The sequence below is a fragment of the Anaerostipes faecis genome, assembly GCF_910574135.1.
GTDB lineage: Bacteria > Bacillota > Clostridia > Lachnospirales > Lachnospiraceae > Anaerostipes > Anaerostipes hominis.
On sequence record NZ_CAJSYK010000003.1, the window covers coordinates 84,716 to 111,385 of the forward strand.

A 26,670-nucleotide genomic window follows, 5' to 3' on the forward strand; every position below is an offset into this window, starting at 1 on the left:
CTATTTATTATTTGCCGGTTCCGGATGCTTTAGCTTATCCCACTTTCCTTCTTCCGTTATTGCTACAATCACAATGTTGATCAGGAAAAGGCATAAATATACTACGTACGCTCCTGTCAAACTGCCTGTAAATTTCATGACTGCTGCGTTCACCGCAAAATTCAGACATCCGATACAATAATTGATTGGAAAAATCACTCCGTTTACCTTTGGATAATCAAGTACTCCGAAAATAGACGCTGGAAATGACAGTGACATATTGGTGCTTCCTCCCAATGAAAAACCTACAATAATAATTGAAACATATACCAACGGCATCCATAATGACGCAAGAAGGTTACATAGAATTCCCGTCGCAAATACTGCACAATAAATCATACATGCCTTTTTTGTACCAAGTTTTGTATCCATATATCCAATTGCATAACTTCCAATAATCCCGACAAGCCCCGCGATTGTCATTGCCGATATTGCAACTCCATTAGATAAACCTAACGCCATATTTCTTTTTACGAATTGTGTAATGATACCCAAAAGTCCCAACGTAATAAATCCCGGAACAATCGCTGCAATCCACACCTCTTTGCATTTTAACATTTTAGGAATGGTCCAATCACTTACATACTCATCTTTTTCTGATAATTGTTTATACTCTGTTTCATAAACTTCCTTTGAAACATTATCCGGATACATACCCGCTTCTATCGGATTATCGCGCAATGTAATATACGCAAAGATTCCTAAGACAATGGCGGTGATTGCAAACAGTGAAAAACTTGTTTTATACTCTGCCACCGTTAATAAAAAAGTCATAAGGGGCGCTAAAACCGCTGTACCAATATTTGCTCCAATTGTACTGATTCCATTGACAACTCCCCTTTTTTTAGGGAACCAATCAGACTGCATTGGCCCTGTACATAGATAGAAGCATCCCTGTCCGCAGCTAACCATAATGCACTGTGCAATGGCATACATTACAATATTTGCTGCTCTTAGGAATAAAAAATAATATGTTAATCCAAATATAATAAATAATGCCGAACTTACTTTTCTTCCCCCGAATTTATCTCTGAACTTTGCAATTACAAGCATCATTGCCACACCGACAAACCCTGCTACCGTACCCATACTCAGACATAAATCATAGTTTAATCCTGCTCCTTTCGCAATTTGCGGAAGTGCAACGTTTAATCCATCGTTAACACCCGCATTTGTAACTAACATTGCTAAAATTGCAAAAAACATCAAATTCCAGCCTTTACCCAAATTGAAGCTTTCTTTTATCATTAGCTTTTTTTCCATACTTAATTCTCCCTGCCAAACTTCTTTCATCAACTGTTTCTCAGTTACTTTAAGTGTAATCTTCATAACTTTTGACCGTGTAGTTGGTAAAATTGATGCATCTATTTTATATATACTCAACTATTATATACATAATATACAAAACATAAGTGCATCTCTTCAAACAGTCTTTTTCCGTTTAGAAAGGGAAATATCAGAATCTGCTAACAAGGATGTCCGCAGAAAGACACTTGCTGAATACCTTCATCATAAAAAACTGCATAAAAAATGCGGCCAACAACATGGCCGCATTTACTTATACAATTTTTAGTTATTCTTCCTGTGTACTTAACAGAGGCCCGTTCAATCTCCTGCTGCTTTTTATAGGATCAATCTTAAACTAATTCAAGCAATACTTCTAAAGCACCGTCACCTTTACGCTGTGCGATTTTGACGATTCTTGTATACCCACCATTTCTATCGGCATACTTCGGTGCATACTCGTTAAATAACTTTTCTGTAAGATCAACAGTCTTTGTATTAGCTTTTTTGCCTGCAAGCTCTGTCGGAACTTCTTTCACCGGATATAATACCTTTAACATCTGTCTTCTTGCATGAAGGCGGGAAGGCATATCCTTTGTAATCTCTTTTTTCACTGTTTCATATACAGTAACTTTCTTTCCGTCCACAACCTCTTTGACACGTTTTCCGTCGCTGTCTTTCTTTGCTACTTTAGCATCAACAGTGACTGTCTCAAAGTTATCTTTTTCTCTGACTGCCATAGCGATCAGTTTTTCTGCAATCTTGCGGATCTCTTTTGCCTTTGCTTCAGTAGTAACGATCTTGCCTCTGTATAAAAGATCTGTTACCTGTGAACGCAATAATGCTTTTCTCTGAGAAGATGTTCTTCCTAATTTTCTATACTTTGCCATTGTAATGACCTCCTGTGATTTTTCGCCATGCCTACTTCATACCTTCAGCCTAGGCGGGTCTTTTTATGATTTCTTATTCGTCCCCTGAATTTAATGCCAATCCAAGTTCATTTAATTTTGCAAGAACTTCTTCTAATGATTTGCGTCCTAAGTTGCGGACCTTCATCATATCTTCCGAAGTCTTGTTGGTCAGTTCTTCCACGGTATTGATTCCTGCTCTCTTCAGGCAGTTATAAGAACGAACGGAAAGTTCCAGTTCGTCAATGCTCATTTCCAGAACCTTTTCTTTTTCGTCGTCTTCCTTTTCTACCATGACTTCTGCTGTCTTGGCATTCTCAGAGAGATCTACGAACAGGTTCAGGTGTTCGCACAATACTTTAGCGGCGAGGCTGACCGCCTCGTCCGGTGAAAGGGTTCCGTTTGTAAAGACATCCAAAGTAAGCTTATCGTAGTCTGTCACCTGTCCTACACGGGTATTTTCCACCTTTAAATTCACACGCTCTACCGGAGTATAGATTGCATCAACTGCAATCTCATCGATAGAGTTGCCTTCCTTGTCTGCTTTGTCAGCACCGACATAACCGCGGCCTTTTGTGATCGTAAGTTCCATATCCAGATGTGCGTCATCTCCGCTCAACGTCGCGATGACCATATCAGGATTCAAAATCTCGATATCACTGTCAGCCTTGATGTCACCGGCAGTCACGACACCGCTTCCAGAGTACTCAATAAAGGCCTGTTTTGGTTCGTCCGTAGGACTGTTATTCTTAATCGCCAGGGACTTGATGTTCATGATGATCTCAGGGACATCCTCTTTCACTCCCGGGACTGAACTGAACTCATGCAGCACACCCTTGATCTTTACGGCACTGACTGCAGCGCCCGGCAGAGATGAGAGCATGATCCTCCTTAAGGAGTTTCCGAGTGTCGTTCCATAGCCGCGCACTAACGGCTCGACTACAAAACGCCCAAAACGGTTATCTTCAGAAATCTCACTAATCTCAATATTTGGCTTTTCAAATTCAAACATTTAAGCCCTCCTTCTGGGTTAGGAATTTGTTGAGGGTTATTACGATTATTTAGAATATAACTCGACGATCAGTGTCTCATTTACAGGAACGTCGATCTCTTCTCTTGCAGGTAATTCCTTTACAGTTCCGCTCAGTGCTTCCTGATTTGCTTCTAACCAAGAAGGAACCATTCTTCCGCCGGTCACTTCTAAGATTTCTTTGTATCTAGGAGAAGTTTTGTGTTTTTCTTTAATCTCGATCACATCACCTACTGATACTTTGTAAGATGGGATGTTGACTGTTTTGCCGTTTACAAGAACATGCTTGTGGTCAACGATCTGTCTGCATTCTTTTCTTGTTCTTCCAAATCCGAGACGGAATAATACATTGTCAAGTCTCAGTTCCAGAAGTGTCATAAGGTTTACACCTGTCTGACCTTTCATCTTTTCTGCTTTTGCGTAGTAGTTTCTAAACGGTTTTTCTAATACACCGTAGATAAACTTCGCTTTCTGTTTTTCACGGAGCTGAAGTCCGTACTCACTCTTTTTTCTATTTCCTCTTGTTGAAGTTCTGTTAGACTTTTTGTCGATTCCTAAAAATACAGGATCGAGGCCTAAGGATCTACATCTTTTTAAGACTGGAGTTCTATCAATTGCCATCTTTCAAATTCCTCCTAATTAAACTCTTCTGCGTTTTGGTGGGCGACATCCGTTGTGAGGTACCGGTGTTACATCTTTGATGCTTGTAACTTCCAGACCAGCTGCTGATAAAGCACGAATTGCTGCTTCTCTTCCTGATCCCGGTCCTTTTACCATAACGTCCACTGTTTTTAAACCGTGTACCAATGCTGCTTTTGTTGCTGTCTCAGCAGCCATCTGTGCCGCATAAGGAGTAGATTTCTTGGATCCTCTGAATCCTAATCCACCTGCGCTGGCCCAAGAAAGAGCATTTCCCTGAGCATCAGTTAATGTAACGATTGTATTATTAAAAGATGACTGAATGTGTGCCTGTCCGTGCTGAACATTCTTTTTCACACGTTTTTTAGCCGCTTTTTTTGTAACTTTAGCCATAATTAACTCTTTACCTTTCTTTAAACTAAACCATATCCACTAAACAGCGAGAAAACCTGACAACCCAACGGGGCGTGTCATGTATTTCCGTCCAAAGTATACCATCAAATATTTGATGATCCATGTAAATGCTGTTATTTTTTCTTGTTTGCAACAGTTTTCTTAGGACCTTTACATGTTCTGGCATTTGTCTTTGTCTTCTGTCCACGGCAAGGCAGTCCCTGTCTATGGCGTTTTCCTCTGTAAGATCCTATTTCTTTTAATCTCTTGATATTAAGAGCGATTTCTCTTCTTAAATCTCCCTCTACTGTCTGTGACTCAGAGATAACTTCGCTGATTCTGCGAACTTCATCATCTGTCAGGTCACGTACACGAGTATCCGGGTTTACATTTGCTTCTGATAAAATACGTTTAGAGCTTGTAAGACCGATTCCATAAATATAGGTAAGTCCAATCTCCACACGTTTTTCTCTTGGTAAATCAACACCTGAAATACGAGCCATGTTTTTTCTTCCTCCAAAAATTATTCATTTTAATGTTGTTCAGGGGCAATCCATATATCCGCGTACGGTGAAATGATATATATGTCTCTTGCCTGACTACGATTTTATCTATATAAATATCAGCATGGAATCTGCGTTCCATACTGCAGCCGCCTAACAAAAAGTATTACTGTATGGTACCTTGAATACAGTAATATAAACACACAAAGAACAAAGATAGGAATCCTTGCTATATGAAATAGAAATTATCCCTGTCTCTGTTTGTGCTTCGGATTCTCACAGATCACTCTGACAGAACCTTTTCTTCTAATTACCTTGCATTTTTCACACATAGGTTTTACAGATGCTCTAACTTTCACTTGTAATTCTCCTTTCCCAAAACGTTCGGATTCAATTATATCATCATGTTATTTAATTTTCAAGGCTTTTCTTATTTATCCCTCCAAATAATTCTTCCCTTTGACAGGTCATACGGAGAAAGTGCAAGAGTAACCTTGTCGCCCGGAAGGATCTTGATGTAATTCATTCTGAGCTTTCCGCTGATATGTGCCAAAATCACATGCCCTCCCTCGATCTCTACCTTAAACATCGCATTCGGCAGTTTCTCCAATACGATTCCTTCTACTTCAATTGCTTCTGACTTTGCCATTTTTCCGACTCCTTTTTCTACTTTGATAATGATAATAATTCGTAACCATTTTCGGTTATTAAGATTGTATTTTCATAATGGGCGGCAGGGCTTCCGTCTGCCGTCACAACGGTCCAGTCATCAGAAAGCCATTCTACTTCCCATGTTCCGGCGTTAACCATCGGTTCTACAGCCAATGTCATCCCTGCCCTGAGCTTCATGCCTTTTCTGCGTTCCTTGAAATTCGGGATCTGAGGGTCCTCATGGAGATGCGTTCCGATCCCATGGCCCACCAGGTCTCTCACCACGGAATAGCCATTGTTCTCTACGTGTCTTTGGATTGCCTCGGAAATGTCAAATAGATGATTCCCTTCTTTGGCAAACTTCATACCTTCAAAAAAGCTTTCCTTTGTAACCCTGATCAGGCGGGCTGCTTCATCTGAGATCTCCCCGACGCCATAAGTCCTGGCGGCGTCAGAGTGGTATCCCTGATAGATGACCCCTGCATCCAGGCTGACAATATCTCCATCTTTTAAGATCCGCTCCTTCTTTGGAATGCCGTGGACCACTTCGTCATTGACAGACACACAGATGGATGCCGGATAACCATTGTAATTCAGAAAAGAAGGAATACACCCGTATTCCCTTATGATCTTTTCCCCGAACTCGTCAATCTCTAAAGTAGAAATTCCCGGTTTGATGATCTCGGCCAAACGGTCATGCGTCTCTTCCAAGATCTTACCGGCCTCTCTCATTTGTTCGATTTCTCTTTTTGATTTGATCGTCACTGCCATCTTAATCTTATGCCTCTAAAATACTTTTGATCTCATCAAATACTACATCAATGTGCCTTGTGCCGTCGATCTCATGCAGGCTGCCTGCACTCTTATAGTGAGAGATCAGCGGTGCGGTCTGTTCGTGATAAACATCCAGCCTTTTCTTTACTGTCTCTTCCTTATCATCATCTCGGAGGATCAGCTCACCGCTGCATATATCACAGATTCCTTCTGATTTCGGAGGATTATATTTTACGTGGAAGATCGCACCGCATTCCTTGCAGGAACGTCTTCCGGACATCCGGTCAATGATATTCTCATCCGGAACCTCGATATCCAGCGCATAATCAATTTTCATATCTTTTGCAACAAGAGCCGCATCCAACGCTTCTGCCTGAGGAATCGTCCTTGGGAATCCATCTAAAATGAAGCCCTTTTGGCAGTCGTCTTTCTCAATCCTGTCAACCACGAGATCAACTACCAGCTCATCCGGAACCAGCAGTCCCTGGTCCATATACTCTTTGGCTTTTTTGCCAAGCTCAGTTCCATTCTTGATATTCGCCCTGAAAATGTCACCGGTCGAAATATGCGGAATGTTATACTGCTCTGCAATCTGCTTTGCCTGAGTTCCCTTTCCTGCTCCTGGAGCCCCCAACATAATAATCTTCATAATGAATCCTCCTTACATTATGTAATGCACAAATAAGCTGTAGAATTCCCTACAGCTTATCGCACATTAGTCATTTAAAAAACCAGTATAGTTTTGCACTAACAATTGAGATTTAATCTGCTTGATCGTTTCTAATATAACTCCAACCACGATAATGATAGAAGTTCCTCCAAAAGAAACCTGAGCACTAAATACACCGTTAAAGAAAAACGGAATGACTGCTACAATTGTTAGTCCAGCTGCACCTATAAAAATAATATATTTTAAGATCTTATTTAAATAATCCACTGTCGGTTTGCCCGGACGGATACCCGGTACAAATCCTCCCTGTTTCTTCATGTTATTTGAGATTTCCAGAGGATTAAAAGTAATCGATGTATAGAAATATGCAAAAATAACAACAAGTACAATATATATAAGAAGACCCAGCGATCTCTTCGGATGATTTGCGTCAAACCATGTGGACGAACTTAAACTGTGCAGAACTTTTCCCATAAATCCATTGCTCTCATACTTAAACAGCTGCTGAATGATCAGCGGGAACTGCATAATAGATGAGGCGAAGATAATCGGGATAACTCCGGCTGTATTCACTTTCAGCGGAATATGGCTTGACTGGCCGCCGACCATTTTTCTTCCCTGAACTTTCTTTGAATACTGTACCGGAATATGGCGTTCAGCATCTGAAAGGATGATAACGAACACGACAGTCAACAGCACAACAGCTGCGATCACACATCCTGCAATAAGTGCCGGTCCGATCTGTTTGCCTTTCATGAACTGATTATAGAGCGCATAAAAATCTTTCGGCATTCCTGATACGATGTTGATCAACAGGATGATAGAAATACCGTTTCCAATACCATTTTCCGTGATACGCTCACCAAGCCACATAACGAGGATCGCACCTGCTGTCAGGGCAATGATCATCGTCACAATGGTAAAATTGGTGTGTTCAGCTCCCAGCGCACCGCTGCGGCTGAAACCGATGGTCATACCGGCGGACTCGATGAGTCCTAATACAACCGTCACGTATCTCGTGATCTTAGCTATTTTCTTTCTTCCATCTTCGCCGTCTTTCTGCATCTCCTCCAATGCAGGGATAGCGATCGTCATCAGCTGCATGATGATGGAAGATGTAATATATGGCGTAACACTCAGTGCAAATACTGACATCTGCAAAAAGGACCCGCCGGTAAAAGAGTTCAGGAGATTGAATGAATCTCCCAAAGTACTCTTTAAATATGCAGTCACCTGGGCAGTATCGATTCCTGGAATCGGCAGTTGTGACCCGAAGCGCACGACAATCAGAATGATCACCGTAAACGTAAGCTTTTTCCTTAGTTCTTTGTTTTTAAACGCATTTGTCAATGCATTCGCCATACTAAATCACCTCGGCTTTTCCTCCAAGAGCTTCGATCTTTTCTTTTGCCCCTGCACTGAAAGCATTTGCTTTTACTGTAAGTTTCTTTGTGAGTTCCCCACTGCCTAAGATTTTGACACCGTCTTTAGGATTAGAAACGATTCCTGCTTCTACTAAAGTCTCAACAGAAACTTCGGCTCCGTCTTCAAATCTCTCTAATGCTGATACGTTGATTCCAATGATTTCTTTAGAGTTAATGCAAGTGAAGCCTCTCTTTGGAATACGTCTGTATAAAGGCATCTGTCCGCCTTCAAATCCCGGTCTTACTCCGCCGCCGGAACGGGCTTTCTGTCCTTTATGTCCTTTACCTGCAGTTTTTCCATTTCCTGAACCATGTCCGCGACCTCTTCTGAAATTGTCGCTGTGCTTAGATCCGTCTGCAGGGCGTAAGTTTGATAATTCCATCCTTCGCACCTCCTAATCTACAATTAAATTTCTTCTACTTTTACTAAATGCTGAACCTGATGAATCATTCCCCTGACACTTGCATTGTCCGGCATTTCAACAGTTTTGTTTAACTTCTTGAGTCCTAAAGCTTCCACTGTCTTTCTATGCTTTGGAATGGCACCGATTGTAGATTTTACCAAAGTAATTTTTAATTTATCTGCCATTTTCATGTTCCTCCTAACCTAAGAGCTCTTCTACAGATTTTCCGCGAAGCTTTGCTACTTCTTCTGGAGTTTTTAAGTTTTTAAGTCCTTCGATCGTTGCAAGAACAACGTTCTGCTTGTTATTGGAACCTAAGGACTTAGAACGGATATTCTTATATCCTGCAAGCTCCAATACGTCACGGGAAGGACCTCCTGCGATGATTCCGGTACCTTCCGGGGATGTCTTTAATAATACAGATGAACTTCCGAATTTACCTGTGAAGTCATGCGGTGTACTTCCTTTTTCGTCAATCGGTACTTCCACTAATTTCTTAGCAGCCGCTTCTCTTCCTTTGCGGATCGCTTCTGGAATTTCCATTGCTTTTCCTAATCCTGCACCAACGTGTCCATTCTTATCTCCAACAACAACTAATGCTGCGAATCTGAAATTACGTCCACCTTTTACTACTTTGGTAACACGTTTGATAGATACAACTTTTTCTTCCAGCTCTAACTGGCTAGGGTCGATCATTGTACGCTTCATTTGATTTCCTCCTGTTAGAATTTAAGACCAGCTTCACGTGCTGCGTCTGCTAATGCTTTTACTTTTCCCTGATAAATAAATCCGCCTCTGTCAAAAACAACGGTGGAGATACCTTTTGCGATAGCTCTTTCAGCAATCACTTTTCCCAAGTGAGCTGCCGCTTTTACATCGTCAGTCTTTTCTAAATCAGCTTTTACGTCTTTCTGTAAAGTGGATGCTGATACTAAAGTATTTCCAACGGTGTCATCAATGATCTGAGCGTACATATGATTATTGCTTCTGAATACGCTTAAACGCGGTTTCTCCGCTGTTCCGCTAATATGATTACGAAGCTTTAAATGTTTTTTCGCACGAACTTTGCTTCTTGACTGTTTTTTAATCATCCTATCTCACTCCTTTACTTCGCACCAGTCTTACCGACTTTACGTCTGATAACTTCATCAGCATATTTAATACCTTTTCCTTTGTAAGGCTCAGGTTTTCTTAATTCTCTGATTTCCGCAGCGTACTGTCCAACTTTTTCTTTATCAATACCTTTAACGATAATGATATTCTGACCTTCCATTTCAGTTTCGATGCCTTCTGGATCTGTCATTGCTACCGGATGTGAAAATCCAAGGTTGAAAGTAATTTCTTTTCCTTTTTTCTGTGCTCTGTAACCAACACCGTTAATTTCAAGCTTCTTTTCATATCCCTGAGACACTCCAGTCACCATGTTGGCGATCAAAGATCTGGTCAACCCGTGTAAGGATTTCATCTTCTTTAAGTCATTCGGTCTGGATACCACGATCTGGTTGTCTTCTAATTTAATTTCCATCTCCACCGGAAGATTCTTTTCCAGTGTTCCCTTAGGACCTTTCACAGTCACTTTATTTCCTTCTTCAATCTTAACCTCAACTCCCTGAGGGATATCGATTGGCAATCTACCTATACGAGACATAGGTTACCTCCTTAAATTGTCGGAAAGGACTGGGCGTCCTTTCTGTTTTCAGAATTCGTTTTATTATATAATATAAAGTTTAACAATAAGATAAATTCAAGTTAAAAAATTTTTTCGAAACTTACGCAAGCCTTTTGTAAGGAAGTTCGGTTCATTAAATTCCTCCGAACGACCTTCGCACTGACCTCAGTCTGCGCTGACGCTTGCCTTCACTAAGTGCTCTAGGTCACCATACAAACGCAAGTACTTCTCCGCCTACGTGTTCTTTTCTTGCTTCTTTGTCTGTAAGAACACCTTTGTTTGTTGAAATGATCGCTACTCCAAGTCCGCCTAATACTTTAGGAAGTTCTTCTGAGTTTGCATACACACGAAGTCCCGGTTTAGAAATTCTCTTAAGACCTGTGATGATCTTTTCATTCTTGTCCTGTCCGTACTTTAATGTGATAACGATGTTGTTATATGCACCTTCTTCTTTGATGTCGAAAGATTTGATGAAACCTTCTTTTAAAAGGATTTCAGCAATCGCAACCTTCATCTTAGAAGCAGGAATTTCTACGGTATCATGTTTCGCAGTGTTTGCATTACGGATTCTTGTAAGCATATCTGCAATCGGATCGCTCATTGTCATTGTTAGTTCCTCCTTCCCTATTCTTACCAGCTGGCCTTTTTCACGCCTGGAATCTGTCCTTTGTACGCTAACTCACGGAAGCAGATTCTGCAGATTCCGTATTTTCTCAAGTAAGCATGTGGACGTCCACAAATCCTACAACGGCTATATTCTCTTGTTGAAAACTTCTGTTTTCTCTGTTGCTTTAATACCATTGACTTTCTAGCCATGGGAACCCTCCTAACTATTTCTTAAACGGCATACCAAATAAGGTTAATAATTCACGAGCTTCTTCGTCTGTGTTGGCTGTTGTAACGAAAATTACATCCATACCTCTGACTTTATCCACTTTGTCGTATTCAATTTCCGGGAAAATTAACTGTTCTTTGATTCCTAATGCGTAGTTTCCTCTTCCATCAAAAGAGTTCTGGCTTACACCCCTGAAGTCACGTACACGAGGCAGTGCCAGGTTGATCAGACGATCAGCAAACTCGTACATTCTCTCTCCTCTTAATGTAACCTTGCATCCGATCGGCATTCCTTCTCTTAACTTGAAGTTAGCAACAGATTTTCTTGCCTTGGTTACGATCGCTTTCTGTCCGGAGATCGTTTCCAGATCTGCAACAGCAGCATCTAAGAGCTTTTTATTTTCTTTTGCTTCACCAACGCCCATGTTGATCACGATCTTCTCGAGCTTTGGTACCTGCATTATATTTTTATATCCGAATTTCTTCATCATGGCTTCCATGATTTCGTTGGTATACTGTTCTTTTAATCTACTCAACTGTCCGAAACCTCCTCTCTTTATTAATCAATCACATCTCCGGTTGCCTTTGCAACACGGACTTTTTTACCGTCTTCTACTTTATAGCCGATCTTTGTAGTTTTGCCGTTATGAACAAACATCACGTTGGAAATATGGATCGGGCCTTCTTCTGTCACAATACCGCCCTGCTGGTTCTGTACGCTTGGTTTTGTATGCTTTGTGAGCATATTAGCACCTTCAACGATAACAGTATTCTTCTTGTGGTCGATTGCAACAACTTTGCCTTCTTTACCCTTATCTTTTCCAGCGATGACTTTCACAAGATCGCCTTTTTTAATTCTAATTCCTGACACAGTGTTTCCTCCTTATAATACTTCTGGTGCTAATGAAACAATCTTCATGAATTTTTTGTCTCTGAGCTCTCTTGCCACTGGTCCAAAGATACGAGTTCCTCTTGGATTCATATCCTCTTTGATAATAACTGCAGCGTTCTCATCAAATCTAATATAAGATCCGTCTTTACGGCGGGCACCTTTTTTCGTACGAACAACAACGGCTCTTACTACATCACCTTTTTTTACAACGCCACCTGGTGTTGCATCTTTGACCGTAGCTACAATAATATCGCCGATGTTAGCATATCTTCTAGTGGATCCACCTAACACTCTGATGCAAAGGATTTCTTTTGCCCCAGTGTTGTCAGCCACTCTAAGTCTTGACTCCTGTTGAATCATGCTGTTTCTCCTTTCCTAATGGAACAATCTATTTCGCTTTTTCGACTACTTCCACAAGTCTCCATCTCTTGTCCTTAGAGAGAGGTCTTGTTTCCATAACTTTAACTCTGTCTCCGATACGGCATTCATTATTTTCATCATGAGCTTTTAACTTGTAAGTTCTTTTCACGATTTTCTTATATAATGGATGTTTTACATTATCTTCGATTGCAACTACGATTGTCTTATCCATCTTGTCGCTTACAACTTTCCCGACACGGGTTTTTCTCAAATTTCTTTCCACAACAAATTCCTCCTTTCGATTTAAGCGTTAGCCTTTGCTGTAATCGCTCCCTGGATACGAGCGATGTTTCTTCTAACTTCTTTGATTCTGCTTGTGTTCTCAAGTTGATTTGTTGCATTCTGGAATCTCAAGTTGAATAATTCTTTTTTCGCAGCTACTAGCTCTTTGTTTAATTCATCAATAGATTTATTATTTAACTCTTTTACAAATTCTTTAGTTTTCACTGTTGTCACCGCCTTCTAAAGCTTCACGAGAAACAATTTTACACTTAACAGGTAGTTTATGAACAGCAAGACGTAAAGCTTCTCTTGCAACTTCTTCACTTACACCAGAAATCTCAAACATAACGCGTCCTGGTTTTACAACTGCTACCCAGTACTCTAAGTTACCTTTACCTTTACCCATTCGAGTTTCAGCAGGCTGTGCTGTCACTGGCTTATCAGGGAAAATCTTAATCCAAACCTTACCACCACGCTTGATGTAACGGGTCATAGCGACACGGGCTGCCTCGATCTGGTTGGATCTGATCCAAGCCGGCTCTGTTGCCACGATACCGAATTCTCCGTAAGTGATTTTATTACCGCGAGTCGCTTTTCCGCGCATGCTTCCGCGGAACTGTTTACGGCGTTTTACTCTCTTAGGCATTAACATTATTTATTTCCCCCTTCCTGCTTTTCTTTCGTCGGAAGAACTTCACCATGGTAGATCCAAGTCTTAACTCCGACTTTACCATAAGTTGTGTCTGCTTCAGCGAATCCATAATCGATGTCTGCACGGAGTGTCTGCAGAGGAATTGTTCCCTCGCTGTAAAATTCTGTACGGGCCATGTCAGCTCCGCCTAAACGTCCGGATACGGATGTCTTGATTCCCTGTGCTCCGGATCTCATCGTTCTCTGCATGCAGGACTTCATAGCTCTTCTGAAAGAGATACGGTTCTCTAACTGCTGTGCAATATTTTCTGCAACTAACTGTGCGTCTTTGTCCGGTCTTTTTACTTCTTTTACGTCAATCAGCAGTTTCTTGTCTGTCATCTTCTGGAGTTCTTTTTTAAGTTCTTCAATGGCAGATCCGCCTTTTCCGATCACTACTCCAGGTTTTGCTGTATAGACGATCAATTTTACTCTGTCGGAAGCTCTTTCAATTTCGATTCTGGAGATTCCTGCATTGTATAATTTTTTCTTTACATATTTTCTGATCTTATCATCTTCAACCAGGTTATCTGCAAAATCGCCTTCTGCATACCATCTGGAATCCCAGTCTTTGATAATACCAACTCTTAAACCATGAGGATTAACTTTCTGTCCCATTATTGCCTCCTTCTATCTTTCGTCAAGCACAACAGTGATATGGCTCATACGGTGTTCGATTCTGTATGCCCTTCCCTGTGCCCGAGGTTTAACTCTTTTCATTGTTGGTCCTTTGTTTGCATAACACTCTGCAACATAAAGGTTTTCCGGATTCATTCCATTATTATTTTCTGCATTGGCAATTGCAGACTTTAATAATTTTTCGATTAAACTAGATGCGTATCTTGGGTTATATAATAAGATACCAAGTGCTTCCTGAACGCTCTTTCCTCTGATCGCATCCAATACGAAACATGCCTTAGTAACAGACACTCTGGCATTGGATAAGGTAGCGCTAGGTCTCGTATCTTTTTGTGCATTTCTTTCTTTTTTGTACTGAGATCTGCTGTATTTCTTAGCCATGGATTGTGAAACCTCCTTCCATTCCTCTATCGATTATCTGATTCCTGATTTCTTTTCTGCTTTTGTATGACCACGGAATGTCCTGGTCGCAACAAACTCCCCGAGCTTGTGTCCAACCATATCTTCTGTTATATATACAGGCACATGCTTCCTTCCGTCATGTACGGCAATTGTATGCCCTACAAAGGATGGGAAGATTGTGGAACGGCGGGACCATGTCTTGATGACATTTTTGTCTCCAGCTTCATTCATTGCATCAACTTTTTTCAATAAACTTGCATCCGCAAATGGTCCTTTTTTCAGTGAGCGAGCCATAAGTTACCTCCTTAAACTATTTAACGTTTTTACCGTCTCTTCTTCTAATGATCATCTTGTTAGACTGTTTGTGTTTCTTGCGTGTCTTCAAACCAAGTGCCGGTTTACCCCAAGGTGTACATGGACCCGGACGGCCGATACCAGTCTTACCTTCACCACCACCGTGCGGATGGTCATTAGGGTTCATAACAGAACCGCGGACTGTAGGACGGAATCCCATATGGCGTTTACGTCCCGCTTTACCGATGTTTACGAGGTCATGTTCAATGTTTCCAACCTGGCCGATAGTAGCTCTGCACACAGCAGGAACCATTCTCATCTCACCTGACGGAAGACGAAGGGTTGCATACTTTCCTTCTTTCGCCATAAGCTGAGCGGAATTTCCCGCGGAACGAACTAACTGTCCGCCTTTTCCAGGATACATTTCGATATTGTGGATTTCTGTACCTACCGGGATGTTTGCCATCGGTAAGCAGTTTCCAACTTTGATCTCAGCGTCCGGACCGTTCATAACTGTAGCGCCTACAGCTAATTTGTTCGGAGCGATGATATAAGCTTTCTCACCGTCTGCATATGTGAGCAGTGCAATGTTTGCTGTTCTGTTCGGATCATATTCGATAGCTGTTACTGTTGCCGGAATACCATCTTTTCTTCTCTTGAAGTCGATAATTCTATATTTTCTTCTGACTCCGCCTCCGCGGTGTCTTACTGTAATTTTACCCTGATTATTACGGCCGGCTGTCTTCTTTAAGGAAGTTGTCAGAGATTTTTCAGGAGTGCTCTTTGTCACTTCAGTAAAATCTAACCCGGTCATATGTCTTCTGGAAGGTGTATATGGGTTATATGTCTTGATTCCCATGTCTTTCTCCTTTCAATTCCAATTTAATATCACGCTTTTGTTGCGTATAGCTTCAATAAAATATATTAAGGTAGTTACACTCGACTAGCGTTCAGCTTTCGCCTGCGGCTCGGCTTCACTGAGTCTCGGTAACGGCTTTCGCACTAAGCTCATGCTGCGCTTTCGCTTGCACTCTCTAAGTGCTCAATGCCTATAACCCCTCGAAGATCTCGATATCTGCGCTTTCTTCTGTCAACTGTACGATCGCTTTCTTTGTCTTAGCGGTCTTTCCGAAAGTCATTCCACGTCTTTTTGTCTTTCCGTCGTAGTTCATTGTGTTGACTTTGGCAACCTTTGTTCCTTCGAACATCTTTTCCACTGCTTCTTTAATCTGAGATTTTGTTGCAGTCGGATGAACTAAGAAAGTGTATTTTTTCTCTGCCATTGCATTCATACTTTTTTCAGTTACAATCGGCTTTAAAATAACGTCATAATATTTGATGTCTGCCATTATGCGTACACCTCCTCAATATTTGCTACTGCTTCTTTAGAAACAACAACGGTATCATATTTTAAGATATCATATACGTTGATGGTGCTTGTGAGAGCAGTTTTTACTCCAGGAATGTTTCTTGCAGATAAGATTAAGTTGTCGTTCTTATCTCCCATGATAACCAGCGCTTTTTTTACATTTAAGTTGTTTAACATGTTTGCAACATTCTTTGTCTTTACTTCGTCAAATTTGAACTCATCTACTACGATGAACTTATTTTCATTGACTCTGGAAGTTAAAGCGGATTTCAGAGCTAATCTTCTTTCCTTTTTATTTAACTTCTTAGAATATTCTCTTGGTTTCGGAGCAAATACAACTCCTCCGCCTGTCCACTGCGGAGCTCTGATAGATCCCTGTCTTGCATGACCGGTACCTTTCTGTCTCCAGGGTTTTCTTCCGCCGCCGCGTACTTCTGAACGTGTCTTCGCGCTCTGTGTACCCTGACGGTTATTTGCTAACTGGCTTACAACTGCCAAATGCACTAAATGCTCATTTATTTCAACACCGAAGATGCTGTCGTTAAGATTTAATTTCTCAACTTCATTTCCTTCCATGTTTAACACAGATACTTCTGCCATCTGTTTGTCCTCCTTCCCTAGGCCTACGCCTTCACTGATTCTTTCAACATTACTAAAGATTTCTTAGGTCCTGGTACAGCACCTTTTACCAAAATAATGTTTTTTTCTGCATCAACCTTTACTACTTCCAGATTCTGAATGGTAACTCTTTCAGCACCCATCTGTCCCGGCATTTTCTTTCCTTTGAAAACTTTGCTCGGATCAGAAGCCATACCATTGGAACCTGCATGACGGTGATACTTAGAACCATGTGTCTTAGGACCAGTACTTAAACCGTGACGTTTGATACCACCTGCATATCCTTTACCTTTGGATGTAGCAGTTGCATCGATTTTATCTCCTGCTTCAAAAATGTCAGCTTTGATTTCCTGACCTACTGTGTATTCAGAAGCATTTTCAAATCTGAATTCTCTCACGAATTTTTTAGGTGCAACACCTGCTTTGTCGAAGTGCCCCTTCTCCGGTTTGTTTACAGACTTTTCTTTCTTATCTGCAAATCCAACCTGAACTGCTTCGTAGCCATCGTTTTCTTCTGTCTTTACCTGAGTAACGACACAAGGCCCAGCCTGCAGTACAGTAACCGGTGTTAAAACTCCGTCTTCGTTAAAGATCTGAGTCATTCCGACTTTTGTTGTTAAAATCGCTTTTTTCATTGATATTTCCTCCTATTTAATCTACAGCGGATTATAACGCATGACGTTAAAATCATCCTAGACGCTATGAAAGCTAAAGGGGATTCCTTATTTGTTCATAACCCTGCGGGATAACTTCCTATTTTGTTTTCATCTTGATATCGATGTAAACACCAGCCGGTACTTCTAACTTAGATAATGCATCGACTGTCTTCTGTGTTGGTGTGATGATGTCAATCAATCTCTTGTGAGTTCTCTGCTCGAACTGTTCTCTGGAATCTTTGTACTTGTGTACGGCACGGATGATGGTAACTACTTCCTTCTTTGTCGGCATCGGTACCGGTCCGCTCACCTTAGATCCTGTCTTCTTTACTGTTTCGATGATACTCTTTGCTGATGCATCGATTAATTGATGATCATACGCTTTTAATGTAATTCTCATTACTTGACTTGCTGCCATAAAAAAAGCCGCCTCCTTTTCGCACTATAAATTTCTTGTAGCACGACAAGTGGTGACTGTACACTCCTCCGTGTGTATCGTAAGATTTACACACTGCGTCTCTATCTTTATATTATAAAAATAGATTGTAATATTCGTACAGTGACTTGTCGCCAGTTTTAACAACTTGACATTCGCTCCACGGAAAACCTGCGCCGGCTTTTGCCGGTACAGCAACCTCACGCTTCACCGCTATCAAGGTCACAACGATTTGATTATATACGAATATCCAAGGTATTGCAAGGCTTTTTTTGTTTTTTTTGGAATACCAGACTGTAAATTTTCTAAATTGGTCAAAGTTTTTTCTTTTTGCTATATAATATAGAAGAAATACCTTTAAATCCAGTTTTCTTTTATTTCTTCTCTCAATTCCCGGAACATATCAACATATCTCTCTTTTGTCTTTTTGACAATATCCATGGCGATAGCATGATTGTATGCATGAGCAACATTGTTTCTGGAAATCAGCGCCTCCAGCCAGACCTCCTGATCCTTTATCAGATCTGAACTGTAAGCCAGTTTTATAATACTGCGGGGTGAACCTGTGGCTGCCTCTTTTATTCCATTGTCATATAGAACTTCTTTGACCGCCTTCCATGACTGCTCAAAGCAGATTTCATAGAGCCCTACCAAACCAGTGAGAACAACGTTGTCATACGGCTCTTTATACTTATATATATCTTCTAAATTATCTGCTGCCTTGCAGAAGTTTTCAAATTTTTTCATAGATGACTAACCCTTCTTCAATTATCTTATCTTTCAATTCCTGTTGAACCGGCAGACCCAAATCTACTACATCATACATCAACAGAGTAGAAGTCTCCTCATCCACTGCCAGTGTAAACCGATTTGTGTCTCCGCCGCACACTGCCAGATCAATGTCACTTTTCTTATGGTAATCCCCACGGGCACGGGAGCCGAATAAAATAACCTTTTTAACGCCGTAATCTTCTGCCAATTTTCTGATCTCTTCAAATACTGTTTTCTTTATTCCGCTTGTATCAGTGATATCCATATATTTTGTTCCTATTTCTAATTTTTCTTTTTGGTTTGACTACTTTTATATAGAATAAATGTAGCATATCTATTTGAGGAATGCAATTTTCCATTATCACATTTCATCATCTGTAGTTTTACAATTAATAACTTGGATAACCACCCAAAATATTGTATAATTATAAGAAATAAGGAAGGGTGGTCTAAAATTATGAAAACAAAAAAGATAAAGCGGCTTGCAAAGAATGTCACTTCGACAACCCGTTCTGGAAATTACTTATATTTAGACCCCTATTCAGGAGACGCCTATGGCGGACAGCCTCTCAGGTTTTTATCCACAAAAAATGATAAAGTTAAAACAATCTCCAAATGTGCAAATTATACGGTCCGCGGAAAACTTTATATTATTCAAACTATTAAAAAACTCTCAAAAAAGGCTTTCTTGTAGATGTCATCCGCTGTAAGCGAAATGGATCTAAAAAAAGATATCTCGCCAAAAATATTAAGGTCATATGTACTTGGAATATTTCCTCAAAAGGTATGAATTATATGGATCAGAATTATACGGAAAAATACTATAAATTTAAGTAGCTTTTTTAAGCAGGGATTGTAAAAAGCTAAACTAATACACATTTTATTGAACAGACCTAATATCCCTGGAAACATCGGAAGGACGGGCACACCCGTCCTTCTTTTTTCGCTTTCTTACATATAATTCCCGAATTTATCCTTCTCCGGTTCCTTTCCAGCCGCGATCATCTCATCCAGCAGTGGGAACCGGTAGGTTCTCGGATTATCTCCCATCTGGATCTGCTTCTCTGCGAGCTCCTGCATGCGGCTCATCTCTTCATCTGTCAGCCGGAAATCAAAATTCCCCATGTTCTGCCGGATCCTTCTCTCATTTGAAGATTTCGGTATGACTCCGAATCCATCCTGCACAAGTCAGTGAAGGAGGACCTGCGCCGGTGTCTTTTCGTGCAAAGCACGTCTATCTGAAGTATTAAAGGTACCCAGATTCGTTTTTCCCGCACCTAGATCAGTTGCTATTTCCTTGTTTTATCAGTATAATTAGAGTATCGATTTTAAACAAAGGAGGTTAGCTTCATGGAAGTTGAACCAGTCAAGAAAATCACTTTAACGGAACAGATCATGCAGGAGATTGCTTCTCAGATCACTTCCGGACAATTAAAACCAGGAGAAAAACTTCCAAATGAACGCGCTTTGGGCGAGATGTTCAATGTCACCAGAAGCAGGATTCGTGAGGCACTTCGCGCATTATCACTGATTGGTCTAATCACGATCAAACCAGGTGACGGCAGCTTTGTCAACGAGGAAGGAATCAAGATCCCCGATGAAACTTTATTATGGATATATCATCAGGAGATCCACAATCATGATGAAATTTATGCCGCAAGGAAGTTGATCGAAACTGAAGTATATTTAACATGTTTTGATCACAGGACTCCAGACATTATATCCCGTATCACTTCTTATGGTGATGTCCTGTTTGATGCCGATATCAATGAAATTTCGTCAGACACTTTCTATACATTGATTTCAGATATTGATCTCTATGTAGGAAGTGCATGCGGCAACAACATCTATAACAAGCTCATGCAGACCATGGTACTCCTCAGGAAAGAATCAGCTATGAAGATTCTTGCTTTATCAACCTCGAGAGCGTCTGCCATTTATTACCGCAAAAAAATCATTGACTGTTTTCACCAGGATGACCGGGAGAAACTAAAAAAAGCCTTAGATGACTTTTTTAAATATTCTATTCAATCTATTACCATAGATAATTCCGCATCCATTGAACAATAATACACAATAAAAAGAAGTATTTCCCACATTCAGCGGAAATACTTCTTTATTTTTAGTTCTCTAAATTTTCTCTGACCACACGATCCACAATTTCTTTTTCTTCCTGACTTAACTCAAGAAACGGTTTTCTCACTTCCCCTACATACATTCCTCTGGCATTTAAGATATGTTTGATCGCAGGGAACAATCCGATATTCCAGATACACTCCATAATATTATTTGCTTTGATCTGGAGCTTTCTTGCATCTTCCGATTTTCCGTCCAGATATAAATCATAAATTTTCTTGTAGTGCGGAAGCATAAAATTGAATGTGCTTCCAATGAATCCGTCGCATCCCAACGCTAAAAAGGCAACCATATTCTGTTCAAATCCGCCGAATGTCAATAACTCAGGGTTCACATTTTTGATTCTCTCCATTTGATACACATCCAGATTAGTATGCTTTACACCGCTTAAGGCTCCCGACTTTAACAAGGCAATCGTATCCGCATTGGTCAAATCCAACTCTTTATATGTATTACAAGGGATATTATAATATAAAATCGGCATATCAACCGCCTCAGCAATATCATAAAAGTACTGCGCAATGGCCTTCTGTGAATATCCAAAGTAAAAAGGAGGTGTTGCCGCAATATTCTCATATCCCATCGCTTTGGCTTCTTTGGCATAATAGATTGCTTCATCCGTGGAAAGCGCTCCCACATGGGCAAAAAGATCTGCTTTTTCTTTAAATCCGCTGGCTATTTCAAACAACTGAACCCTTTCTTCTCTCGTCATCAGAAAGCATTCTGCGGAGCTGCCTCCCACAAAAAATCCTTTTGCACCTTCTTCCAAATTCTTGCTAAACAGCTGTTTGGCTGCTTCTTCATTGATCTTATTCTCTCTATCATAAGGGGTGATAGATGCCACATATAAACCTTTCATCATTTTTACCATTCCTTTCGCTTCGCTCAAGGCACAAACAGGTTAATGAAAAAAGTTGTGCCCCTCCATTTTCCGTTATATAATCTTCCTATGGAATAGCAATACACTACAGAGCACGGGAGGAGGAGTGGCGAATTTATTTCACCCCGTATTTTTATATGTGCCGTCATCCTTTCAAGCACAAACAAGTGGGACATTGAGCCCGGACTCTTATCATTGGTAATAAACCATGTTTATTTAGTCGCAGGATGACAGTCAATGCTGCTATTCCTTTTTTAGTTAAGGTGGTGATACTTATGATGAAGCTAAGATACTCCATCTGCTGTGGGCTTGATGTCCACAAAAATGTCATCGTTGCAACCATCGTAACCACCGGCAAGAACCTGGCTTATCAAGAATAATTGCTAATATGGACGTATCAAAAAGCGTCGTGGTCACAAGAAAGCCATTATCGCCATTGCACGTATGATGATGGTCTGTATTTACCACATGGTTTCCGAAAAGAAGCCTTTTACCCCGACTGACTATGAGGAATTGATGAATCCCCAAAATCATGTAGGGCGGGTTACATTAAACGAAAACAATGTTTTCGCCTACCTTGAATCTCTTGGTTACGATAGCACTAAGTTAGTAAAACGCAACGATAACTAATTTAAGTGCGTCTCAAAATCTACTTTATTTTTCACTCTTCCTCCAATACTAATCCAAGCGATATACGCATTCCATATCAAGCCACGGTCCGTCCTCTGTGTATGGGGCAAGACACGGGATACATTCATCCCACCATCTCTGAGTTTCAGGATCTGCCGCCATTTTTGCCATGTCTGCCTCGTAATCATCCCCTGTATATTCAAAATAAGTAAACAGACGGTTATCATGATAATAAATAGAATAGTTTTCAATATTACATTCTTTGATCATCGCATTGATCTGAGGCCATGGATTGGCATGCAGCTTTTTATAATACTCTAATTTTTCCGGTTTCACTTTTGAAATACTTCCAAAACGCTGTACTTTTCCCATAATGATTTCCTTTCTTATAAATGATAAATCCGTTTGGCATTGTTATAAAATAGTTTCTTTTGAAACTCTTCTCCCCGCTCTCTTGTAATTTCATCCAGACTTTTAATCCACGGGGACAGTCCGGTTGCTATATTACATACCGGATAATTGCTTGCAAACATCACCCGGTCTTCGCCAAAGATGTCCAGTGCAATATCCACAGCCGGACGTAAAGTATCTACATTCCACTCTCCGGCAGGATTTAGTCCTGAGATTTTACACACGACATGTTCAAGTCCTGCCAGCAATGTCAGGTTTTTTATCCACTGCCGCTTATACGCCAGTTCCTCTGCATCCGGAGCCGGCTTTGAAATAATATCCGGATCTGCAATTCCCATATGATCTAAAACGATCATTGTATCTGGACATTGTTTTGCCATCTGATACAGATCATGAAGCTCTTCATTCCTTAAACATCCCTCAAAGAGAAAATCGTTTTCTCCAAGATAGCGTACATTTTCAATAAATTGTCCGGAAAGACATGTTCCAGGCTTTACAGACGGTACATGAAGCACCTGCCTTACCCCTTTCACCTGAGGAATATCCCGATAAGCATTGATATATTCTTTAAATTGATCTTTCGTCAGGTCACCGGAAATAATAGCTGCAGATACCATATTGGAACTGTCCCTGCAAAGGTTTAATGCATATTGATTTTCACGTTCCTTTTCAAAATCGGCGCTGTCCACTTCCACGTAAACCGCTTTTTCTATTTCATAATCTGATCCTGCCGCCATATCTTTGCTGTAGTCATTTATAGAATAATTTCTTTTTAAAACAGAACCTTCTCCGTCCAGCCACGGCAGAGAAAACTCATTAATATTCCAAAGGTGTAAATGCGTATCTATTATTTTCATGATATCCCCTCCATTTTTAATATGGTACCGAGTATTACCACCTCAGCTATGGCAAAGCAGAAAAAACCAGTAAAGCCTCACAAGGGTAAGACCCGAAATATTCCTTCAGATAGTTACTGCTTTAAAACTCCAATGCCCATACTGTGGTCATGCACTCCAGCCTGTCAAAGACCGAAAACACTTCCGTGTCCATAAATGTATCAGCAACAACTATGCTAAGACAGCTGCTGTCATCATCCGTCCTTTTGTGGATTCTTATAACTATAATCCATCCAATGAACTGGCTGCCGATGAAACTTACATTAAAATCAGTGGCGTTAAAGCCTATGTCCGGCTCATCATGGACAAAGTCTCTCGCTCGATTCTCGGATATCAGGTATCCACTTCCAGAGAGCCAGGTCCCTGTATCCTCACCATACGCATGGCCTTTGATAAATTCAAAAAGTTCCGTCCGTTTATGCAGTTCATAGAACGTCTTAACCACACCTTCAAAGAATCGTACGGCATTACTTGCGGCTATGGCACAGAAAGCGGCGCTGTTCACAACGCCTCCCTTTGGGTTGCCTATTACAACTTCTTACGTCCACACGAATTATCCGGCGGAAAAGAACCCCTAAATAAGGCGGAATTGTTGGAAGGTGCAAGTGGCATACCCGACAAATGGCAGCTCCTGATTTTTCCTGGTCGACAGGAAATCCTGAAGCTGCAACGAAACAGAGCTGCTAGCTGTTCTTGAGTTCTTCGCCGTCGGTATGACGTTCAGAGCATTGCTTTGGCGCGCCGTCAAGGGTGGCGTATGCTGTCAGCATCTATAATATCTGCAATTATCAAGGTTCATTGAGCTCTATTTTTCTTTGGCTCGTTTTTTCATAGGCTACTTTACACTACCTTTAATATTCTACCGGCGTTGCACCATCAGCACTTGACTCATAGCAGGATTCCACAACACACATAGTGCGGTAAGCATCCTCTGCGCTATTCATATAATGATAATCCGGATCATCTAACTTCTTCATCAATCCACCCATAGTGCCGATAAATGCTTCTGAGAACCAGCTTCCCTTCACTTCTACTTCACGCCATCCCTTGCCGTCATCTGTAATATATTCCAGTTTATCAGGCCGTCCCGTCGGATAATCAAGGATCAAACCAACCGTCACACGGATAGCACCCTTCATTCCTTCAATCTTTAATGTGCTTTCCTGATAGTCATTTGAAAAATCATGATTGTGATTGACATGAATGTTTACCCTCAGATCTTTTCCATAATCCATGATGACAGCTGTACGTGTCTGAGCCAGATCTCTCATTTTGGGATGCTGCATGGTTTTACAGTAAACTCCTGACGGATCCCCGACAATGCTTCGGATACAGTCAATGTAGTGGATGCTGTGATAATTGATTTCCATCCTCTCTTTTTCAAACAGAAAATCCCACAAATGCCATGGATGAAGTTCTACAACTCTCCAGTCCACATCTACAACATCCCCGATAACACCTTCTTCAATGAGCTTTCTTGCCGCTATAATATAAGGAGCCTGGCGGAGCTGGAAGTTTACTCCTGCAGTCAGATTCTTTTGATGACAGATGTCCAGAATCTCTTTTGCCTGTTCAATGCTTTCACCCATGGGCTTCTGCATCAGAACACCCCCTCCATCCGGAAGCTGTTTTAAGATCGCAGCTGTCGCTGAAGCTGGAACCGCGATGTCAAATACCGCATCATACTCTGTTCCGATCTTTACAAGTTCTTCTACAGTAGACGCTGTATTTGCGATCCCAAATTCTTTTGCCACACTTTTGGCCTTTTCCTCATCAAGATCATAGATGCCCACCACCGGATATCCTGCCAGCCGATATGCCGGGAGATGAGATCCTGAAACGATCCCTCCCGCACCTATGATCACAATATTTCTTGCCTTCTCAGGCATTTCTGGTGCATAGTTTAATTCCTTTACACTGCTTACCATTTTTGCTTCCTCCTATTCAATATCATTATAATTAATTTACAAACCATTTGATATACCCACGATCACCAACGCTATTACGATGACGCCATTTCCCAGTAATGCCACCTTTTTTGCTTTCTCAAAGCCTTTCCATTCACCGTCGGCAAATCCCCATAAATTCGCAATGATCAGTGCCAAACCATTAAAGACAACCCATCCGGCTACCGGTCCAAAGGTTCCCAGCAATGATGTCGCTTTTCCATAGACAGCCAGTGCGCTGAACCACACAATGGATGTAATAAGAACTTTAAAGTATGCTTTTCCGCATCCCGGTTTGGTATAATCCGTATAAGTTTTGTTCTTGATCAATTTGATCATAGCGTAGACAAAATTTGCGATGAAACCGCCGAAGAATACCACTACCCATGATAATAAACTAGCACTTGTAGGATTGATGCCATCCGCAACCGCCAGATTCACAGGATAATTTGATGCTGTTGCGCCGATATTAATGGCTGCAGAACCTGCCCCGGATGCCAGTGCCATGATCAGTCCTGTCACAAATAAGGAACCTTTCTTTCCCTCTGTCTGCATACTTTCCCTGGTATCATCATTCTTCATAAATCCGGCTTTTGATAAAATCACAACTCCTACTAATAAAACGGCCTGACCGACCAGAAGAACAGCCAATACTCTTGCAGACGGCACATTGCCGAGGATGGCCATGGGAACAAAACTTCCCAGCAGATTAGAAAGTCCAAGGTTGATCCCGGTTACCAAGGAAACTCCTATCATATCAATGGACTTACTGTACCAAATAGAACTGATCCCCCAAAAGAATCCTGCCAGCGCCCCCAAAAATAGTGTCTTCGCCGGGGTCTGCATAATGTAGCTTATATAATTAGGAACTTCTATGAACGACCAGATATGAGGAATAAGCAGAACTCCTACAATTGAAAATAACACCCAGAACGCTTCCCATGAAAAAGGCTGATATTTTTTAAAACAGATACCAAAACTCCCCTGAAACAGACATGCAAGCAGCAAAACACCAAAACCATAAATCACCATTAATACATCCTCCTTAATTCACATTCGTTTTTTGGTACTACCACGATACCAGTTGTCTACACTTTAACACTGCATTTATTTTAATGCAATATGCAATATTAACTAAAT

43 protein-coding genes are annotated in these 26,670 nt (G+C 41.0%); 2 read left to right on the forward strand and 41 right to left on the reverse strand.

From position 1 onward, the window contains the following. The 34 genes from QGT46_RS03640 to QGT46_RS03805 form a co-directional block, all read right to left on the reverse strand. The gene (locus tag QGT46_RS03640) at nucleotides 1-1,332 is read right to left on the reverse strand and encodes an MFS transporter (RefSeq protein ID WP_270430659.1); all 1,332 of its coding nucleotides are present in this window, start codon (nucleotides 1,330-1,332) and stop codon (nucleotides 1-3) included. A gap of 344 nt (nucleotides 1,333-1,676) precedes the next feature. Further along, a complete protein-coding gene (locus QGT46_RS03645) occupies nucleotides 1,677-2,213 on the reverse strand; it encodes a bL17 family ribosomal protein (protein WP_024729363.1) in 537 nt (178 codons plus the stop codon). Between the two features lie 73 nt (nucleotides 2,214-2,286). Continuing rightward, nucleotides 2,287-3,243 (reverse strand): DNA-directed RNA polymerase subunit alpha, encoded by a 957-nt coding sequence (locus tag QGT46_RS03650; protein ID WP_024729362.1) that lies wholly within the window; start codon nucleotides 3,241-3,243, stop codon nucleotides 2,287-2,289. A 45-nt stretch (nucleotides 3,244-3,288) separates the two neighbouring features. Then, nucleotides 3,289-3,882 carry a 30S ribosomal protein S4 gene (rpsD, locus tag QGT46_RS03655; protein WP_024729361.1) on the reverse strand — a complete coding sequence of 198 codons (594 nt, stop codon included), beginning with the start codon at nucleotides 3,880-3,882 and terminating at the stop codon, nucleotides 3,289-3,291. Nucleotides 3,883-3,900: 18 nt separating this feature from the next. After that, a complete protein-coding gene (gene rpsK / locus QGT46_RS03660; protein WP_006568510.1) occupies nucleotides 3,901-4,293 on the reverse strand; it encodes a 30S ribosomal protein S11 in 393 nt (130 codons plus the stop codon). A 134-nt stretch (nucleotides 4,294-4,427) separates the two neighbouring features. Next, nucleotides 4,428-4,796 carry a 30S ribosomal protein S13 gene (gene rpsM / locus QGT46_RS03665; protein ID WP_006568509.1) on the reverse strand — a complete coding sequence of 123 codons (369 nt, stop codon included), beginning with the start codon at nucleotides 4,794-4,796 and terminating at the stop codon, nucleotides 4,428-4,430. A 245-nt stretch (nucleotides 4,797-5,041) separates the two neighbouring features. After that, nucleotides 5,042-5,155: a 50S ribosomal protein L36 gene (gene rpmJ / locus QGT46_RS03670; protein WP_024729360.1), complete on the reverse strand. Its 114-nt coding sequence runs from the start codon at nucleotides 5,153-5,155 to the stop codon at nucleotides 5,042-5,044. Nucleotides 5,156-5,226: 71 nt separating this feature from the next. Continuing rightward, entirely contained in the window at nucleotides 5,227-5,445 is a 219-nt protein-coding gene (gene infA / locus QGT46_RS03675) for a translation initiation factor IF-1 (protein ID WP_006568508.1), read from the reverse strand. 17 nt (nucleotides 5,446-5,462) lie between these two features. Further along, nucleotides 5,463-6,218: a type I methionyl aminopeptidase gene (gene map, locus QGT46_RS03680; RefSeq protein ID WP_024729359.1), complete on the reverse strand. Its 756-nt coding sequence runs from the start codon at nucleotides 6,216-6,218 to the stop codon at nucleotides 5,463-5,465. 7 nt (nucleotides 6,219-6,225) lie between these two features. Next, a complete protein-coding gene (locus QGT46_RS03685; RefSeq protein WP_148459115.1) occupies nucleotides 6,226-6,870 on the reverse strand; it encodes an adenylate kinase in 645 nt (214 codons plus the stop codon). 66 nt (nucleotides 6,871-6,936) lie between these two features. Continuing rightward, entirely contained in the window at nucleotides 6,937-8,253 is a 1,317-nt protein-coding gene (secY, locus tag QGT46_RS03690) for a preprotein translocase subunit SecY (protein ID WP_024729357.1), read from the reverse strand. A 1-nt stretch (nucleotide 8,254) separates the two neighbouring features. Beyond that, a complete protein-coding gene (gene rplO, locus QGT46_RS03695; protein ID WP_006568504.1) occupies nucleotides 8,255-8,698 on the reverse strand; it encodes a 50S ribosomal protein L15 in 444 nt (147 codons plus the stop codon). A gap of 23 nt (nucleotides 8,699-8,721) precedes the next feature. Continuing rightward, a complete protein-coding gene (gene rpmD / locus QGT46_RS03700) occupies nucleotides 8,722-8,904 on the reverse strand; it encodes a 50S ribosomal protein L30 (protein ID WP_009289941.1) in 183 nt (60 codons plus the stop codon). A 13-nt stretch (nucleotides 8,905-8,917) separates the two neighbouring features. Next, on the reverse strand, nucleotides 8,918-9,427 hold the full coding sequence (rpsE, locus tag QGT46_RS03705; RefSeq protein WP_024729356.1) for a 30S ribosomal protein S5: 510 nt from the start codon (nucleotides 9,425-9,427) through the stop codon (nucleotides 8,918-8,920). A 14-nt stretch (nucleotides 9,428-9,441) separates the two neighbouring features. After that, the gene (gene rplR, locus QGT46_RS03710; protein ID WP_024729355.1) at nucleotides 9,442-9,810 is read right to left on the reverse strand and encodes a 50S ribosomal protein L18; all 369 of its coding nucleotides are present in this window, start codon (nucleotides 9,808-9,810) and stop codon (nucleotides 9,442-9,444) included. A 14-nt stretch (nucleotides 9,811-9,824) separates the two neighbouring features. Next, on the reverse strand, nucleotides 9,825-10,367 hold the full coding sequence (gene rplF, locus QGT46_RS03715) for a 50S ribosomal protein L6 (RefSeq protein WP_024729354.1): 543 nt from the start codon (nucleotides 10,365-10,367) through the stop codon (nucleotides 9,825-9,827). A 226-nt stretch (nucleotides 10,368-10,593) separates the two neighbouring features. Then, nucleotides 10,594-10,995: a 30S ribosomal protein S8 gene (rpsH, locus tag QGT46_RS03720; RefSeq protein WP_024729353.1), complete on the reverse strand. Its 402-nt coding sequence runs from the start codon at nucleotides 10,993-10,995 to the stop codon at nucleotides 10,594-10,596. A gap of 23 nt (nucleotides 10,996-11,018) precedes the next feature. Further along, nucleotides 11,019-11,204 carry a type Z 30S ribosomal protein S14 gene (locus tag QGT46_RS03725; protein ID WP_006568498.1) on the reverse strand — a complete coding sequence of 62 codons (186 nt, stop codon included), beginning with the start codon at nucleotides 11,202-11,204 and terminating at the stop codon, nucleotides 11,019-11,021. 14 nt (nucleotides 11,205-11,218) lie between these two features. Then, nucleotides 11,219-11,758, reverse strand: coding sequence for a 50S ribosomal protein L5 (gene rplE / locus QGT46_RS03730; protein WP_024729352.1), 540 nt, complete (start codon nucleotides 11,756-11,758; stop codon nucleotides 11,219-11,221). 23 nt (nucleotides 11,759-11,781) lie between these two features. Beyond that, nucleotides 11,782-12,093 carry a 50S ribosomal protein L24 gene (gene rplX, locus QGT46_RS03735; protein WP_024729351.1) on the reverse strand — a complete coding sequence of 104 codons (312 nt, stop codon included), beginning with the start codon at nucleotides 12,091-12,093 and terminating at the stop codon, nucleotides 11,782-11,784. Between the two features lie 12 nt (nucleotides 12,094-12,105). Continuing rightward, a complete protein-coding gene (gene rplN / locus QGT46_RS03740) occupies nucleotides 12,106-12,474 on the reverse strand; it encodes a 50S ribosomal protein L14 (protein WP_006568495.1) in 369 nt (122 codons plus the stop codon). A 28-nt stretch (nucleotides 12,475-12,502) separates the two neighbouring features. After that, nucleotides 12,503-12,757, reverse strand: a complete 255-nt coding sequence (gene rpsQ, locus QGT46_RS03745) for a 30S ribosomal protein S17 (RefSeq protein WP_006568494.1) — start codon at nucleotides 12,755-12,757, stop codon at nucleotides 12,503-12,505. A 20-nt stretch (nucleotides 12,758-12,777) separates the two neighbouring features. Beyond that, nucleotides 12,778-12,981: a 50S ribosomal protein L29 gene (gene rpmC, locus QGT46_RS03750; protein ID WP_006568493.1), complete on the reverse strand. Its 204-nt coding sequence runs from the start codon at nucleotides 12,979-12,981 to the stop codon at nucleotides 12,778-12,780. Beyond that, nucleotides 12,971-13,408 (reverse strand): 50S ribosomal protein L16, encoded by a 438-nt coding sequence (rplP, locus tag QGT46_RS03755; protein WP_006568492.1) that lies wholly within the window; start codon nucleotides 13,406-13,408, stop codon nucleotides 12,971-12,973. Before rplP ends, rpmC begins: the two co-directional genes overlap by 11 nt. Then, entirely contained in the window at nucleotides 13,408-14,064 is a 657-nt protein-coding gene (rpsC, locus tag QGT46_RS03760) for a 30S ribosomal protein S3 (RefSeq protein ID WP_024729350.1), read from the reverse strand. Before rpsC ends, rplP begins: the two co-directional genes overlap by 1 nt. Nucleotides 14,065-14,076: 12 nt before the next feature. Continuing rightward, nucleotides 14,077-14,466 carry a 50S ribosomal protein L22 gene (gene rplV, locus QGT46_RS03765; RefSeq protein ID WP_006568490.1) on the reverse strand — a complete coding sequence of 130 codons (390 nt, stop codon included), beginning with the start codon at nucleotides 14,464-14,466 and terminating at the stop codon, nucleotides 14,077-14,079. A gap of 33 nt (nucleotides 14,467-14,499) precedes the next feature. Continuing rightward, entirely contained in the window at nucleotides 14,500-14,781 is a 282-nt protein-coding gene (gene rpsS, locus QGT46_RS03770) for a 30S ribosomal protein S19 (protein WP_006568489.1), read from the reverse strand. A 16-nt stretch (nucleotides 14,782-14,797) separates the two neighbouring features. Next, a complete protein-coding gene (gene rplB, locus QGT46_RS03775) occupies nucleotides 14,798-15,640 on the reverse strand; it encodes a 50S ribosomal protein L2 (protein ID WP_024729349.1) in 843 nt (280 codons plus the stop codon). 190 nt (nucleotides 15,641-15,830) lie between these two features. Then, a complete protein-coding gene (rplW, locus tag QGT46_RS03780; RefSeq protein ID WP_024729348.1) occupies nucleotides 15,831-16,130 on the reverse strand; it encodes a 50S ribosomal protein L23 in 300 nt (99 codons plus the stop codon). Next, the gene (gene rplD / locus QGT46_RS03785; protein WP_024729347.1) at nucleotides 16,130-16,750 is read right to left on the reverse strand and encodes a 50S ribosomal protein L4; all 621 of its coding nucleotides are present in this window, start codon (nucleotides 16,748-16,750) and stop codon (nucleotides 16,130-16,132) included. Before rplD ends, rplW begins: the two co-directional genes overlap by 1 nt. 23 nt (nucleotides 16,751-16,773) lie before the next feature. After that, nucleotides 16,774-17,403 carry a 50S ribosomal protein L3 gene (gene rplC, locus QGT46_RS03790; protein ID WP_024729346.1) on the reverse strand — a complete coding sequence of 210 codons (630 nt, stop codon included), beginning with the start codon at nucleotides 17,401-17,403 and terminating at the stop codon, nucleotides 16,774-16,776. 118 nt (nucleotides 17,404-17,521) lie between these two features. Then, complete coding sequence (gene rpsJ, locus QGT46_RS03795) at nucleotides 17,522-17,842, reverse strand: 30S ribosomal protein S10 (RefSeq protein ID WP_009289945.1); 321 nt, start codon at nucleotides 17,840-17,842, stop codon at nucleotides 17,522-17,524. A 375-nt stretch (nucleotides 17,843-18,217) separates the two neighbouring features. Then, on the reverse strand, nucleotides 18,218-18,607 hold the full coding sequence (locus QGT46_RS03800; protein ID WP_024729345.1) for an HI0074 family nucleotidyltransferase substrate-binding subunit: 390 nt from the start codon (nucleotides 18,605-18,607) through the stop codon (nucleotides 18,218-18,220). After that, a complete protein-coding gene (locus QGT46_RS03805; protein ID WP_024729344.1) occupies nucleotides 18,594-18,896 on the reverse strand; it encodes a nucleotidyltransferase family protein in 303 nt (100 codons plus the stop codon). Before QGT46_RS03805 ends, QGT46_RS03800 begins: the two co-directional genes overlap by 14 nt. Nucleotides 18,897-19,088: 192 nt before the next feature. On the opposite strand from QGT46_RS03805, the gene QGT46_RS03810 reads away from it, so the two are divergent. Next, entirely contained in the window at nucleotides 19,089-19,325 is a 237-nt protein-coding gene (locus tag QGT46_RS03810) for a hypothetical protein (RefSeq protein WP_270430682.1), read from the forward strand. A gap of 257 nt (nucleotides 19,326-19,582) precedes the next feature. Here the strand turns inward: QGT46_RS03810 and QGT46_RS03815 are convergent, their stop codons facing one another. After that, complete coding sequence (locus QGT46_RS03815) at nucleotides 19,583-19,756, reverse strand: hypothetical protein (RefSeq protein WP_270430684.1); 174 nt, start codon at nucleotides 19,754-19,756, stop codon at nucleotides 19,583-19,585. A 225-nt stretch (nucleotides 19,757-19,981) separates the two neighbouring features. Between QGT46_RS03815 and QGT46_RS03820 the strand changes: the two genes are divergently transcribed. Next, on the forward strand, nucleotides 19,982-20,701 hold the full coding sequence (locus tag QGT46_RS03820; RefSeq protein WP_024729343.1) for a FadR/GntR family transcriptional regulator: 720 nt from the start codon (nucleotides 19,982-19,984) through the stop codon (nucleotides 20,699-20,701). Nucleotides 20,702-20,753: 52 nt separating this feature from the next. Here the strand turns inward: QGT46_RS03820 and QGT46_RS03825 are convergent, their stop codons facing one another. The 6 genes from QGT46_RS03825 to QGT46_RS03855 all read right to left on the reverse strand — a co-directional run bounded on the left by QGT46_RS03825 (nucleotide 20,754) and on the right by QGT46_RS03855 (nucleotide 26,562). Continuing rightward, entirely contained in the window at nucleotides 20,754-21,629 is an 876-nt protein-coding gene (locus QGT46_RS03825) for a dihydrodipicolinate synthase family protein (RefSeq protein WP_287519864.1), read from the reverse strand. A gap of 696 nt (nucleotides 21,630-22,325) precedes the next feature. Continuing rightward, the gene (locus QGT46_RS03835) at nucleotides 22,326-22,649 is read right to left on the reverse strand and encodes an L-rhamnose mutarotase (RefSeq protein WP_148459114.1); all 324 of its coding nucleotides are present in this window, start codon (nucleotides 22,647-22,649) and stop codon (nucleotides 22,326-22,328) included. Nucleotides 22,650-22,663: 14 nt separating this feature from the next. Then, entirely contained in the window at nucleotides 22,664-23,545 is an 882-nt protein-coding gene (locus QGT46_RS03840; RefSeq protein ID WP_148459113.1) for an amidohydrolase family protein, read from the reverse strand. Between the two features lie 121 nt (nucleotides 23,546-23,666). Then, on the reverse strand, nucleotides 23,667-24,089 hold the full coding sequence (locus tag QGT46_RS03845; RefSeq protein WP_270430697.1) for a hypothetical protein: 423 nt from the start codon (nucleotides 24,087-24,089) through the stop codon (nucleotides 23,667-23,669). Nucleotides 24,090-24,435: 346 nt separating this feature from the next. Then, the gene (locus QGT46_RS03850; RefSeq protein WP_148459112.1) at nucleotides 24,436-25,512 is read right to left on the reverse strand and encodes a Gfo/Idh/MocA family protein; all 1,077 of its coding nucleotides are present in this window, start codon (nucleotides 25,510-25,512) and stop codon (nucleotides 24,436-24,438) included. A gap of 36 nt (nucleotides 25,513-25,548) precedes the next feature. Further along, complete coding sequence (locus tag QGT46_RS03855; protein WP_148459111.1) at nucleotides 25,549-26,562, reverse strand: L-rhamnose/proton symporter RhaT; 1,014 nt, start codon at nucleotides 26,560-26,562, stop codon at nucleotides 25,549-25,551. Between the last annotated feature and the right edge of the window lie 108 nt (nucleotides 26,563-26,670).